Origin of the sequence: Chitinophaga terrae (ex Kim and Jung 2007) (genome assembly GCF_900107795.1) — a bacterium.
Taxonomy (GTDB): domain Bacteria; phylum Bacteroidota; class Bacteroidia; order Chitinophagales; family Chitinophagaceae; genus Chitinophaga; species Chitinophaga terrae.
The window spans coordinates 85,994-98,432 of the sequence record NZ_FNRL01000016.1; the positions used below are offsets into that span (position 1 = coordinate 85,994).

The window sequence follows — 12,439 nt, forward strand, 5'->3', positions numbered from 1 at the left end:
TAACAACACGACGAAAGAAATAACCTGGCAGGCGTTACAAAGCTGTAAGAAACATCGGTATCAGGGCCTGCGCCCATCTCTGGTAGTCTTTACCGGATGGATGGAGCCCATCTTCCGCTACCAGTGAAGGATCGGCCGCTGCTTCTCTTGTAAAAGCGGTGATATCGAGGTACCGGGTCTTAAAACCGGCTGCTATTTCTTTATTGGCGGCATTAAAGACATCTATTTCCCTTGAGATCTTTTGCCTGTCGCGGTCCGCGGCAAAGGGAGTTACTCCCCAGTCCGGGATCGACAGTACTACCACCGCCTGCGGGCGATTGCCGGAAAAATGAATAGCCTGTTGCAGAAGGGCGGTAAATTCGGCCTTATACTCATCAAGTGGCCGGCCCCTGTATTGGTTGTTTACGCCTATAAGCAGGGTTACCAGGTCGTACGGCGGGTGCAGGGTAGCGCCGGCAATACCGGCGGCCAGTTCGTCGGTTGTCCAGCCGGTAACGGCTACAATATCGGGTTGGTTAATATTTATACCGGTTGCCCGTAACATATCAGCGGCCTGAACAGGAAAGGAGGCGGATGCAGGAACGGCTTCGCCTATGGTATAGCTGTCGCCCAGCGCCAGGTAAGTGATTGGTTTCATGAAAAGTGGTGTAGATAAAGAAAGGCAAAATAGTATTATTCCTAACATAAGCAAAAAATGATATATAGATAGAGAGACGTCGTTCCTTCAGCCAGCGTATCACCTTGCAGGGCATTAAAAACGTACCTGGGGAAGGCCTCCATGTTAAAACTGTATTAACCCGCGGAAGGCTTACAATATTGTCACGGGTTAACCCGAAAAGCGTTACCTTTGCGCTCGATTACAACAATTACGTAACGCATAAAGAAACCGTTTTATGCCGGCAGAAAAAATAACGATGAACAACGGCCTGTTACAGGTCCCTGCACAACCCATCATCCCATTTATTATAGGCGACGGAATTGGTCCGGATATCTGGAAAGCCAGTGTCAGGGTTTTCGACGCAGCAGTTGAAAAAGCCTATGGTGGTGATAGGAAAATTGAATGGAAAGAAGTATTGGCTGGCGAAAAGGCCTTCCAGGAAACAGGCGAGTGGCTTCCGAAAGATACGCTGGATGCCCTGAAAGAATACCTGGTATCCATTAAAGGTCCTTTGTCGACCCCGGTAGGCGGCGGTATCCGTTCCCTAAACGTAGCCATGCGCCAGGAACTGGACCTCTATGCCTGTGTCAGACCAGTACGCTGGTTCAATAAAGTGCCTTCCCCGGTTAAACACCCGGAAAAAGTTGACATGGTTATTTTCCGTGAAAACACTGAAGACATCTATGCCGGTATTGAATATATGACAGGTACGCCTGAAGCGAAAAAACTCCTGGAATTCTTACAGAATGAAATGGGTGTTAAAAAAATCCGCTTCCCGGAAACCTCTTCTTTAGGTATCAAACCTGTATCTATCGAAGGAACTGAAAGACTGGTACGCGCTGCCATCCTCTATGCGCTGGAACACAAACGCCCGTCTGTAACCCTTGTTCACAAAGGAAACATCATGAAATTCACTGAAGGTGGTTTCAAAAACTGGGGATATGCGTTGGCCGAAAGAGAATTCGGAGACAAAGTATACACCTGGGAACAGTGGGAAAAAACCAAGAAAGAATCAGGCGAAGAGGAAGCAAACAAAGAACTGAAAGTAGAACTGGCTAAAGGCAAGCTGCTGATCAACGATGTGATTGCCGATAACTTCCTGCAACAGATACTGCTGGCGCCACAGGATTATTCTGTGATCGCTACCCTCAACCTGAACGGCGACTATATTTCCGACGCCCTGGCTGCTGCTGTAGGCGGTATTGGTATCGCTCCGGGCGCTAATATCAACTACGTTACCGGCCATGCGGTGTTTGAAGCAACTCACGGTACCGCGCCACGCTTCGCCAACACCAACACCATGAACCCATCATCAGTGATCCTCAGCGGTGTAATGATGCTGGAATACATGGGCTGGAAAGAAGCCGCCAAAATAATCATCGATGGCCTGAGCACCGCCATCATGCGCAAACGCGTCACCATCGACTTCTACAAACTGATGGACGACGCTACCCTGGTTAAAACCAGCGAATTTGCGGATGAGATCATCAAACAAATGCACTAGGTTTCACGCAAAGGGGTTTCACGCAAAGAAGCTAAGGAGCAAAGAAGCATAAGATATTTTTTTAAGGAAAATAAGAAAGCAAAGGAGTTGAAGATTGTGTTATAACATAATCTTCAACTCCTTTGCTTTCTTAAAATTCGCTCTGGTCAAAAACTCTTATGCTTCTTTGCTCCTTAGCTTCTTTGCGTGAAACCCCTTTGCGTGAAATTTCCCCATAGAAACTTTTTTGTTTTTTTGATAGCTATTCGTATTTTTCGGGATTATCCCGTAATGGGAGTCGCTTGAATAAGTGTGTCAATAGCTTTTAAACTAATTTTTTAAAAAACCCGAAATGGCAGAAAAAATTAAAGTTGCTAATCCGGTAGTTGAACTGGACGGAGATGAGATGACACGGATCATCTGGAAATTCATTAAGGACAAGCTGATACTTCCATACCTGGATGTTGAGATTAAATATTATGACCTGGGAATGGAACATCGTGATGCAACGAACGACCAGGTTACAATTGATGCTGCTAACGCTATCAAAGAAGTAGGCGTTGGTATCAAATGCGCTACCATCACCCCTGATGAAGCGCGCGTAAAAGAGTTCAACCTGAAACAGATGTGGAAGTCGCCTAACGGTACTATCCGTAACATCCTGGATGGAACTGTATTCCGCGAGCCAATTGTAATGAAGAACGTACCAAGACTGGTTCCGAACTGGACAGCTCCTATCTGTATCGGACGTCACGCATTTGGCGACCAATACCGCGCTACCGACTTCCTCACAAAAGGAAAAGGTAAACTGACCATCAAATTTGAAGGCGAAAACGGCGAAGTAAGCGAATTTGAAGTATACAACTTTAAAGGCGACGGCGTTGCGCTGGCAATGTATAACACCGACGAATCCATCAAAGGATTTGCGCGCGCTTGTTTCAACCAGGCGTTAATGAAAAAATGGCCGCTCTACCTGAGCACCAAGAACACCATCCTGAAAAAATACGATGGCCGTTTCAAAGATATCTTCGAAGAGATCTATCAGAACGAATTTAAAACCGCTTTCGATGCTGAAGGCTTAACTTATGAGCACCGCCTCATCGACGACATGGTAGCCAGCGCCCTGAAATGGAATGGCAACTTCGTTTGGGCTTGTAAGAACTACGACGGCGACGTACAATCCGACACCGTTGCACAAGGCTTTGGTTCCCTCGGTTTAATGACTTCCACTCTCATCACTCCTGATGGTAAAATTATGGAAGCGGAAGCCGCTCACGGTACCGTAACCCGCCACTACCGCGATCACCAGGCTGGTAAACCAACTTCCACCAACCCTATCGCTTCCATCTTCGCATGGACACGCGGCCTGGAATTCCGTGGAAAACTGGACAACAACCAGCAATTAATACACTTCTGCAATACCCTGGAACAAGTTTGTATCGAAACTGTTGAAAGTGGTAAAATGACCAAAGACCTCGCAGTTTGTATCCACGGTAACAAAGTTGAACATGGTAAACATTACCTGTACACAGAAGAATTCCTCGAAGCTATCGACAACAACCTGAAAGCTAAGCTGGGCAAGTAATTACCAAGCTGCCAGAAATATTAAGAGCGAAGATCGCAATGATCTTCGCTCTTTTTTTATACCTATTTCTGACAGGCAATTAATTGAAGTGCATATGCTTCTTCAATATCCTGTCTTCTCCATAAATATCATCAAAGAAAACAAGCGTACCATTCTGCCCTTCCGCCGTAAAGTAACGCAGGTAGATAGGAATATGTTTTGGTAAATCCACCTGTCTTTTCTCTTCTCTCGCCAACCACGCTCTTACACTGTCTCCCTTATGCGACAGCGTATCAGTTCTGACAAGGAACTGCGCCAGGCTGTCCCACTGCTGCACCCTTACACAGCCATGGCTCATAGCGCGCATAGAGTTCTTGAACAAACCACGGTTGTTGGTATCGTGCAGGTATACACTGTATTTATTCCTGAAGTTAAATTTCATGATGCCAAGGGAGTTGTCCAATCCATCCATTTGCCTCAGCACATAAGGGAAATGCCCTTTACTCAGTTTGCTCCAGTTAATGGTTGAAGGATCTACGGTGTTCCCGTCTTTGTCTATCACCTCCAGGTTTTTAGAGGCCAGGTAACCAATATTCTTTTGAATGGCAGGCAACATTTCTTTGAACACAATACTGTATGGCACTCTCCAGTATGGGTACATCATGAAATTGGTCATATAGGAGTTCAGTATCGGCGTCCGGGTTCTTGGCGTACCCACGATAACCCTGGATTCCAACGCTACATTTCCGCTGTCCATTACCCTCAGCGTATATCCCGGCAGGTTAACCATAATGTAGGTATCAGGCAAGGTATCCGGAAGCTTCCTCCACCTGTCGAGGTTAATCCCTGCCTGCACCACCCAGTCGCGCGCCGTGCGGTTCAGGGCCATCACAGTCCTCTTACCTGCGATACCGTCAGGATAAATGTTAAACTCTTTCTGGAATGCTTTGATACCTGCTTTCAGGGCCGTACTATCGGTATTGCCGCCGGTAGTATCCAGGTGTTTCGATTGTACCAGGCGGTTCATCACCAGCTGGCGGAAAGCTACGGTATCTGTATAGTTCAGCGGCAGCGTATCCCAGTGCAGGTCCTGGTATTTTGCCTTGAACGATACGATCGCTTCTTTCAGGGCCAGGTAACCGGCATGTGAAGGCTCCAGCGCATGCAGCTGGCTGCTTACATCCTGGTTCTGAAGGGCCGATTGCAACTGTGCGATCAGCTGGTCGTTGGTGAACAGCGAATCCTTTTTCAGGGAAACGCTGTCGCGGGGCGCTACGCCGAAACGCAGGTCAGAAGCCATTTTCATAAAGGCGTCTGTCATCAGCACATCCACCTTTGCCCAAAGTGCAGCGTCTTTTTTCGCAGAAGGATCTGTGTTCAATTGGTTCCAGGCAGCGCTCAGGGCCACGCTATGATACTGTTCAGGCATCAGCCCTGCTTCATCTGCATGCTGGATCATGAACAACATGGAATCGATCATGGGGCTGGCATTGCCGTTTTTAGACCAATGGCTGGAAGGTTTGTCGTCGCCATAAAATGTGGCAATCGCCTCCGGTCTGAAAGCCTGGATACTGTCTTCCAGTTCACCTTCATTGTCGCGGAGGGCCGACAGTCTTTCTGCAATACTTTCGGAAATAACCTCATCTAATTGTTTGATGTTGGCTACAATCTGTTTTTGTTTTGGGGCGGTATGCTTTTTCTTATTAATGCAGGCTAACAGGAAGCATATACAAGATCCGCACAACAAACTGGTAATTAAAAATTTGTTCTTCATCTGCAGTTAATCGCTGGCGTAAAGATAGATTTATATTTAGAGATACGTACTCAGGCGGAGGTTGGATTCAACTATTATGTATTAATTTTTACAGCAGTCTTTCACAAAAAGGGACTGAATAAACTTTAAAAATCCTGTTAATAACTTTTTCATATCACAAATTTAAAAAAAAGAGGCTACGATGTTCAGCAGCCTCTCTTTTACACTAAAACTAAAACAACTAAAATTTATAGTAACCCCGATAGTATTTACAGCTTGTCTATTGAAATACGCTCAGGGGCCTTCAATTGTTTAAATTTGCTTGGAGTAAGGCCGGTCACTTTTTTGAACTGAGCCGATAGGTGCGCTACGCTGCTGTATCCCAGTTTGTAGCTTATCTCACTTAAACTCAACTCATTATATACCAGTAATTCTTTAACCCTTTCGATTTTCTGCTGGATAATATACTGTTCTATCGTTGTTCCTTCCAACTCCGAAAAGAGATTACTTAAATAGTGGTAGTCCTTATGCAACTTTCCTGCCAGTAGTGAAGAAAAGTTTTCCTTCATTTCATCCAGATCTGAGTGATGAACTTTTTCTATCACGATACTTTTTATCCCTGCAACCAATTGCTGTTTCTTATCGTCGATCAGCGCAAACCCTTCTTTATCCAGGGCTTCTGCGATCGCCTGCAACTGCTGCGGTTCGGGTGTTCCTTTCACCGTCGCCTTTCCCAACTCCACCCCTGCTACCTGCAGGTGATGAGCGTTCAGAATGCCGGTAACCACCTTTATGCAGCGTGGACAAACCATATTTTTAATATAAAGATCCGTTGTTGCCATTCCATTATCTCCTTTTAACATTAAAAATGTTATGCTCAATCCTAACCAGGAAAGAATTGACTGAATTTCTTGGCATATTACCCGCCATCTGGGTTCTGTATGAAAGATCCAGGCGGGTAGTGCTGTTAAAAATGAGTTGCAGCGCCGGGGCAACATCTATATACGAGCCTTTTGCTACCTGGTCTGTATTCGTTTTCCCCAGGAATTCGACATACAGGTTCAGGTTAGTCTGCTCGAAGCTTTTATACTTTACAGGCAATACCAACAGGCCTGCAGACAGGCTGTAGTTGATCGAATTCTTTGAAAACTCATAAGGTATATTATCATGAATATTATTCAGATAACGTGTATACCCTACCGTTGTTGATAATGCCAGTTTATGCAGCAGCTGAGTTGCAATAATACCGCCGCTGACACCGGAATTGCTTCCTTCCAGGTCCAGGTCCCGGTTCAGGTACGGGCGCTTGAACGTTGATCCATGCTCCATTACAGGGTAAAAGGGATTATCGATCAACGATCCCCTGGCGTAGGCCGCCATCCTGAAATGCGCATGGGGCTGGTCGCTGGATAGAAAACGGTATTTTGCATAAAACCCTCCTCCTTCAAGTTTAAAAGACGGCTGCATCATATTCGAAGCATAGCCAAGCAGGTGTACCATCAGTTTCTTATTCACTCCCCACATTACCTCAGGCTCAATACGAATGCCATTTTCTCCGGAATGATCCATATTAAAGATCTTGTTTCCCAACCGGAAGCCCAGCGAGTGGGCAGGCATATTGCTTGCCGGCTCTGTATTTACATATAATTCCTGCGCTGCAACAACTTTTCCCAATGCAATGAGCATGGCCAATACTAAAATCTTCTTCATATCAGTAACAGGTATTAAATGGTAACGTGATAGATCCGCTGAGCTGTTGCGCCATCGGTTTTATGGCAACAGTTTTCCATTTTCCCTGTCTGATAGCAGGCCATAGTAGTTGCTGAACTGAATTTTTTAAACTGTTTGCTGGAAACAAAATCTTTGTCGATCACTGTCAGCTGCTGATCTCCGTTCAATGTCTGGTCCTTTACATTCATAAAATGCAAAGTGCTGCCGCCATAGTTGATATGCGTATCATTCTTTACAGCTACTCCGTCGAAGTTCGCTGTCATAACCAGTTTGGCTACAGAAAAACCTGCATCTTCCACCTTGTTCTTGATCGCATCGATGTTCACCGGAACATTAGGTTTGAAGATCAGGATGAAAGTAGTGTTATCCAGGTCTGTATCTATTTTATCAACAAATGGCAGGGAAGCCAATGATTCGTAAGTTGCTTTGGAGCACATGGCGCAGGTAAGCCCTGAAGCATGCAAGCTGGCTTTTTTAAACTGTTGTGCCTGTGCAGCGAATGTAATACCTAATGCGAGTAATATTAAAGAGAAGAATTTCATGATGATTGATTTGATAAGTGAATAAATGAATTCATACGGGCATGGCAATGCCCATAACAACTAAATGTTGCCTGGTATCAAATCAGGAAAGTACAGTTACGAACAAATAAGGGAGCTGCGTTATTATCAGGCGGATCATGATGGGCATGATCAAAGCATGATGCCAGCATCCTGAAGGAAGGAGTTAGCAGGATCTTCACCGGAAGCTGAAGATCAATTAAGGGGGCAAAGTTTTGTTGAGTAGCTTTGGCAGCCTGGTGAGATTCCGTCAACTTGCAGAACTTCACCTCATCTTTACAACAATCCATGCCTTTCGCCGGCTTCTTGCATTTATTGCAAACGTCGGCCGGCGTTCCTTTTAAATCAACACCTGCCAGTTTTCCCATACAATAATGCACGTTCACTGCTATCCCGCCCGTAAGCGTGATATACAATGTTGCAAGTAATATGGCGAAAAATCGTTTCATGTTGATTTACAAAAATAACAAAAAAAGTGTTTCGTTCTTAATTCACGAACCACCATCGCAGTCCCACCCTGAACGCAAAGTTGTTCAAAGGGTACATCGGGCCTGCATAATTGTTGGTAGCTAATAAAGTGTTAAGATTTTCTCCCCTTATATATGCAGTGAAAGATTTCACCCTGAAATTCACGAAAGCAGCGATATCAGGTATGTTGTTGGTGATCTTCTGGTTCTGCTGGTAAATAAACTGCCCCAGGAGCGGAGAGTAATCATATGCATAGAACCCTGTATTGTACCGTAATTCTATACCTGTGGATAAGTTCAGGTTGGTGTACAGTTTCTTCTCAAAGGCGAAGCGGTTGCGGGTCCAGAAAGCGGGTACACTCACAGGTCCATCACCGTGGCGTTGCTGGAACGCAAGATCCAGGTACCAGCTGAAGTAATTAATACTGAACTTCTTGCTGAAAATTACCTGCAACAGGTTAAATAAACCATTAAACTGGGCGCTATGGTAGTAATCTGTAAAATAAGTGTAGTTATTGAACAGGTAATAATTGACGGTTAAATTATATTTTAACTTATCATTATTCGTAGCAAAGGTCAGTAAAGTAGTGTTCTCCTTGCCCAGGCTGGTGTTATACCAGGCATCCCGGTTGCTGTTGAAGTACTTGAAAACGTAGCTCGGCTCCCTGTTCACATTGAGCGCCGATATGGTCACGTCTCCCAGCAGATCGTTGATATGCCTTTTGAGCATACCGGAGAGCATATAGTCGCCAATGTTCTGCCCTACGGCATAAAACTCGCCTTTGGCGGAAAAATCCCATTTCTGGTTCCGGGTCTTATTCCGGTATTCGCCATGCAGTGCCAGGTTGCTGAAATTGATGTCCGCATCCAGGAAAGTGCCGGCAGTGCTTTCGAAACGGGCTCCCAGGTTAATGAAGTGGCCCAGGTTGCCTCGCACAGGAAACTGGATAAGCGACAGGTCGTTGGATAATGTCCTGAACTTGTGTTGGGCTCTTACAGTATCGCCTGGTATAAAGTCGTAGTGATTAACATAAAATGCCGTATCCGCCCCGCTGTCTATAAATCCATAATTCCCGCTTTCGATGTTGAAGGTATATTGCACGCGAAATACAGGATCGTATTTATAATAGTCGGTTGTATCGTTAACGTGAATGGTATCACCATGCCCCCAGTCGTATTGCTGCTGGATAAGGAAACCGGTTTCCTTGTAGGTGGATTTCGTAGGGATGGTACTGTTAAAGAAAGAAAAAGTGGTGGAAGCGCCATTACCTATGTTGGTAGGGATGGTTTTACGCTGTTTGAAGCTGTTGTTATGCAGGAAAGTATCGCTTCGGATACCGCCATTCTCGCCGCCGTTGATCTTGTTGTTGTAAAAGCTCAGGTAAGTATTGGCTCTTTTGTTTTTGGTCTGGTAACGGGCGGTTAACCTGTAAAAATCATGACTGGTATTCTGTGAACGATAATATCCCGGTGCATTGATCTTCCGGTAATCGAAAGCAAAGTTGAAACGCTCTGTCCTGTTCTGGGTATGAGATACGCCAATAACCTGTTCCTGCTTGCTGCCAACCAGGTATTGCAGTTCGGTATAAGGACGGGTAGTGAAATAGAACTTCGCATCTTTATGCTTGTTCATATACACGTCGTAGGCGTGGTACCCCGGATCGAATCCTGGTTTCAGGACAGGAGTAAATATCGTGTTATAGGCGGCAGATCCTGTATTTCCGAGGGTTGTGTAGCTGGCAGGCACTCTCAGGAAATTGGTCTGGAAATCGTTGATCGATGAGTCCATCCTATAAGTGGTGGGTTCGCCCATATACTTATAGCTGATGGTCAGCGTATCCGGCTCGTGTTCGTGTTTAGAGGTATCACGCTGCATCCTGCTGTTACCACTGTTAACAGCGCCTCCGCCCATATTTGTAAAACGGCCTGAATTAAACTGGGCTTTTACATGAATCCCACAACAGAACAGCAGCGCTGTAAAAATGAAAAATTGCTTCATCCGAAAGTAACAAAAGCGTTTATAATTGCCGGATTAATTCACTAAAGATAAATGTAAGCTTTGGTTCTGCATCTTTAGCTGCTGCCAGTACCTCTTCGTGGGTAATTACGTTTTCTTCCTCGCGGATCCCTATATCGGTAATTACGCTCATGGCAAATACCTTCAGACCTGAATGTACAGCTACAATTACTTCCGGAACGGTGCTCATACCAACGGCATCGCCCCCGATAATGTGCATATAGCGGTATTCGGCCCTTGTTTCGAAGGTTGGTCCCTGAACGCCAACGTACACGCCGCTGTGTACATCTATGTTATTAGCTGCAGCGATATTGAAAGCAGTCAGTATTAAATCTTTGTTATATGGTTCGCTCATATCAGGGAACCTTGGACCGAGTTTATCGTCATTTTTTCCTCTCAGGGGGTGTTCGGGCTGCAGGTTGATATGGTCCCGGATGATCATCAGGTCGCCCACTTCAAAATCGGGGTTCATTCCTCCTGCCGCATTGGAAATCAATAAAGTTTCAATTCCCAGCGCTTTCATTACCCTCACGGGGAAGGTCACCTGTTGCATGGTGAATCCTTCATAATAGTGAAACCTTCCAGCCATTGCCACTACGGGCCTGTCTTCCATAAATCCCAGGATCAATTTGCCTGAATGGCCTTCTACGGTAGATTCAGGGAAATGTGGTATATCACTATATGGAATGGAGATCGAATCTTCTATTTCTTCAGCCAGGTTTCCAAGTCCGCTGCCTAAAATGATCCCTGCTACAGGTTTCTCCTTCCAAAACTGGTTGATATAGTCCCTGGCTGCTTCAATCTTAGCTGTTAATTCACTCATCGGTTTTATACTATATTAATTATAACGGAACAAAAATAGCCCGTGCAAAGGTATTTTTTAATTCACAAATGAATGCAGTTTTATATTTAAAACATAATGACCTATTTTAGCGGCAAATTTTATTCCGATGAACTTACACGAGTACCAGGCTAAAGAACTGTTGAAAAAATATAATGTACCGGTACAGGAAGGTATTCCGGTGGATACTCCTGAAGCAGCTGCGGAAGCATACAAGCAGCTGAAAGTACAATTTGGTAATGAGTTTGCCGTTGTAAAGGCTCAAATCCATGCCGGTGGGCGCGGAAAAGGTAAAATCCGTGGTACAGAGCAAAGAGGTGTGGCAGTAGGAAAAAATGCAGAAGAAATTAAAACCATTGCTGGAAATATCCTGGGCGGTACCCTTGTTACCATCCAGACAGGGGAAGCCGGTAAGCTGGTAAACAAAGTGCTGGTAGCACAAGATGTTTACTATCCTGGCGCCAGCCCTGTAAAAGAATTTTACCTGTCTATTCTTTTAGACCGTGCAAAAGCTGAAAACGTTATCATGTACTCTACTGAAGGTGGTATGGATATCGAAGAAGTAGCGCACAGTACTCCTGAAAAGATCTTCAAAGAGTGGGTAAAACCAAATATGACCCTGCAACCGTTCCAGGCTCGTAATATAGCTTTCAACCTGGGTTTAAGCGGTGAGTCATTCAAAAACATGGTAAAATTCGTGACCAACCTGTATAACGCATATGTAGGCCTGGATTGCAGCATGCTGGAAATCAACCCGCTGTTCAAAACCAGCGACGATAAGATCATTGCAGTAGATGCTAAAGTAAACCTGGACGATAACGCTTTAATGCGGCATCCGGACCTGGAAGCGCTGCGCGATATCTCTGAAGAAGATCCTACAGAAGTAGAAGCCAGCAAATACAACCTCAACTTCGTGAAGCTGGACGGTAACGTAGGTTGTATGGTGAACGGCGCTGGTCTGGCCATGGCTACAATGGACATGATCAAATTAAGCGGCGGCGAACCTGCCAACTTCCTGGACGTAGGAGGTACTGCCAACGCGCAGACTGTGGAAGCCGGCTTCCGCATCATCCTGAAAGATCCAAAAGTTAAAGCGATCCTGATCAACATCTTTGGCGGTATCGTACGTTGCGACAGGGTTGCACAAGGGGTGATCGATGCTTACAAATCAATCGGCAACATCAATGTTCCGATCATCGTTCGCCTGCAAGGTACCAACGCTGCAGAAGCGAAAGCGCTGATAGAAGAAAGCGGCCTGCAGGTGCAATCAGCTATCCTGCTGAGCGAAGCAGCTGCACTGGTAAACAAAGCAGTAGCCTAGTTTATAAAAACATTAAATATTCTGTGAGTCCCCGGCCTGAGGCC

General features: G+C 45.3%; 11 protein-coding genes. 3 read left to right on the forward strand and 8 right to left on the reverse strand.

Annotated elements, in window-relative coordinates; genetic code table 11:
• Nucleotides 1–34 precede the first annotated feature (34 nt).
• Nucleotides 35–637, reverse strand: a complete 603-nt coding sequence (locus tag BLV62_RS17335) for an SGNH/GDSL hydrolase family protein (RefSeq protein WP_089763224.1) — start codon at nt 635–637, stop codon at nt 35–37.
• A gap of 256 nt (nt 638–893) precedes the next feature.
• Between BLV62_RS17335 and icd the strand changes: the two genes are divergently transcribed.
• Together icd and BLV62_RS17345 are read left to right on the forward strand one after the other, a co-directional pair.
• Entirely contained in the window at nt 894–2,162 is a 1,269-nt protein-coding gene (gene icd / locus BLV62_RS17340; RefSeq protein WP_089763225.1) for an NADP-dependent isocitrate dehydrogenase, read from the forward strand.
• Nucleotides 2,163–2,493: 331 nt separating this feature from the next.
• The gene (locus BLV62_RS17345) at nt 2,494–3,726 is read left to right on the forward strand and encodes an NADP-dependent isocitrate dehydrogenase (RefSeq protein ID WP_089763226.1); all 1,233 of its coding nucleotides are present in this window, start codon (nt 2,494–2,496) and stop codon (nt 3,724–3,726) included.
• Nucleotides 3,727–3,805: 79 nt separating this feature from the next.
• Here the strand turns inward: BLV62_RS17345 and BLV62_RS17350 are convergent, their stop codons facing one another.
• The 7 genes from BLV62_RS17350 to BLV62_RS17380 form a co-directional block, all read right to left on the reverse strand.
• The gene (locus tag BLV62_RS17350; RefSeq protein ID WP_089763227.1) at nt 3,806–5,479 is read right to left on the reverse strand and encodes a L,D-transpeptidase family protein; all 1,674 of its coding nucleotides are present in this window, start codon (nt 5,477–5,479) and stop codon (nt 3,806–3,808) included.
• 248 nt (nt 5,480–5,727) lie between these two features.
• Nucleotides 5,728–6,321 carry an AraC family transcriptional regulator gene (locus tag BLV62_RS17355; protein WP_225889624.1) on the reverse strand — a complete coding sequence of 198 codons (594 nt, stop codon included), beginning with the start codon at nt 6,319–6,321 and terminating at the stop codon, nt 5,728–5,730.
• Nucleotides 6,305–7,168, reverse strand: a complete 864-nt coding sequence (locus BLV62_RS17360) for a hypothetical protein (RefSeq protein WP_089763228.1) — start codon at nt 7,166–7,168, stop codon at nt 6,305–6,307. Before BLV62_RS17360 ends, BLV62_RS17355 begins: the two co-directional genes overlap by 17 nt.
• 14 nt (nt 7,169–7,182) lie before the next feature.
• Nucleotides 7,183–7,731: a heavy-metal-associated domain-containing protein gene (locus tag BLV62_RS17365; RefSeq protein WP_089763229.1), complete on the reverse strand. Its 549-nt coding sequence runs from the start codon at nt 7,729–7,731 to the stop codon at nt 7,183–7,185.
• A gap of 77 nt (nt 7,732–7,808) precedes the next feature.
• A complete protein-coding gene (locus tag BLV62_RS17370; RefSeq protein WP_089763230.1) occupies nt 7,809–8,198 on the reverse strand; it encodes an HYC_CC_PP family protein in 390 nt (129 codons plus the stop codon).
• Nucleotides 8,199–8,235: 37 nt separating this feature from the next.
• Complete coding sequence (locus tag BLV62_RS17375) at nt 8,236–10,215, reverse strand: putative porin (protein WP_089763231.1); 1,980 nt, start codon at nt 10,213–10,215, stop codon at nt 8,236–8,238.
• Nucleotides 10,216–10,234: 19 nt separating this feature from the next.
• Entirely contained in the window at nt 10,235–11,056 is an 822-nt protein-coding gene (locus BLV62_RS17380) for a purine-nucleoside phosphorylase (protein ID WP_089763232.1), read from the reverse strand.
• A 127-nt stretch (nt 11,057–11,183) separates the two neighbouring features.
• On the opposite strand from BLV62_RS17380, the gene sucC reads away from it, so the two are divergent.
• The gene (gene sucC, locus BLV62_RS17385; RefSeq protein WP_089763233.1) at nt 11,184–12,395 is read left to right on the forward strand and encodes an ADP-forming succinate--CoA ligase subunit beta; all 1,212 of its coding nucleotides are present in this window, start codon (nt 11,184–11,186) and stop codon (nt 12,393–12,395) included.
• The last annotated feature ends 44 nt before the right edge of the window (nt 12,396–12,439 follow it).

Excerpts from the sequence above, each read along its gene's own strand:
- BLV62_RS17335 (WP_089763224.1), bottom strand. The coding sequence starts at position 637 with ATGAAACCAATCACTTACCTGGCGCTGGGCGACAGCTATACCATAGGC.
- sucC (WP_089763233.1), top strand. The coding sequence starts at position 11,184 with ATGAACTTACACGAGTACCAGGCTAAAGAACTGTTGAAAAAATATAAT.
- BLV62_RS17350 (WP_089763227.1), bottom strand. The coding sequence starts at position 5,479 with ATGAAGAACAAATTTTTAATTACCAGTTTGTTGTGCGGATCTTGTATA.
- BLV62_RS17345 (WP_089763226.1), top strand. The coding sequence starts at position 2,494 with ATGGCAGAAAAAATTAAAGTTGCTAATCCGGTAGTTGAACTGGACGGA.
- BLV62_RS17375 (WP_089763231.1), bottom strand. The coding sequence starts at position 10,215 with ATGAAGCAATTTTTCATTTTTACAGCGCTGCTGTTCTGTTGTGGGATT.
- BLV62_RS17355 (WP_225889624.1), bottom strand. The coding sequence starts at position 6,321 with ATGTTAAAAGGAGATAATGGAATGGCAACAACGGATCTTTATATTAAA.
- BLV62_RS17360 (WP_089763228.1), bottom strand. The coding sequence starts at position 7,168 with ATGAAGAAGATTTTAGTATTGGCCATGCTCATTGCATTGGGAAAAGTT.
- BLV62_RS17365 (WP_089763229.1), bottom strand. The coding sequence starts at position 7,731 with ATGAAATTCTTCTCTTTAATATTACTCGCATTAGGTATTACATTCGCT.
- icd (WP_089763225.1), top strand. The coding sequence starts at position 894 with ATGCCGGCAGAAAAAATAACGATGAACAACGGCCTGTTACAGGTCCCT.
- BLV62_RS17380 (WP_089763232.1), bottom strand. The coding sequence starts at position 11,056 with ATGAGTGAATTAACAGCTAAGATTGAAGCAGCCAGGGACTATATCAAC.
- BLV62_RS17370 (WP_089763230.1), bottom strand. The coding sequence starts at position 8,198 with ATGAAACGATTTTTCGCCATATTACTTGCAACATTGTATATCACGCTT.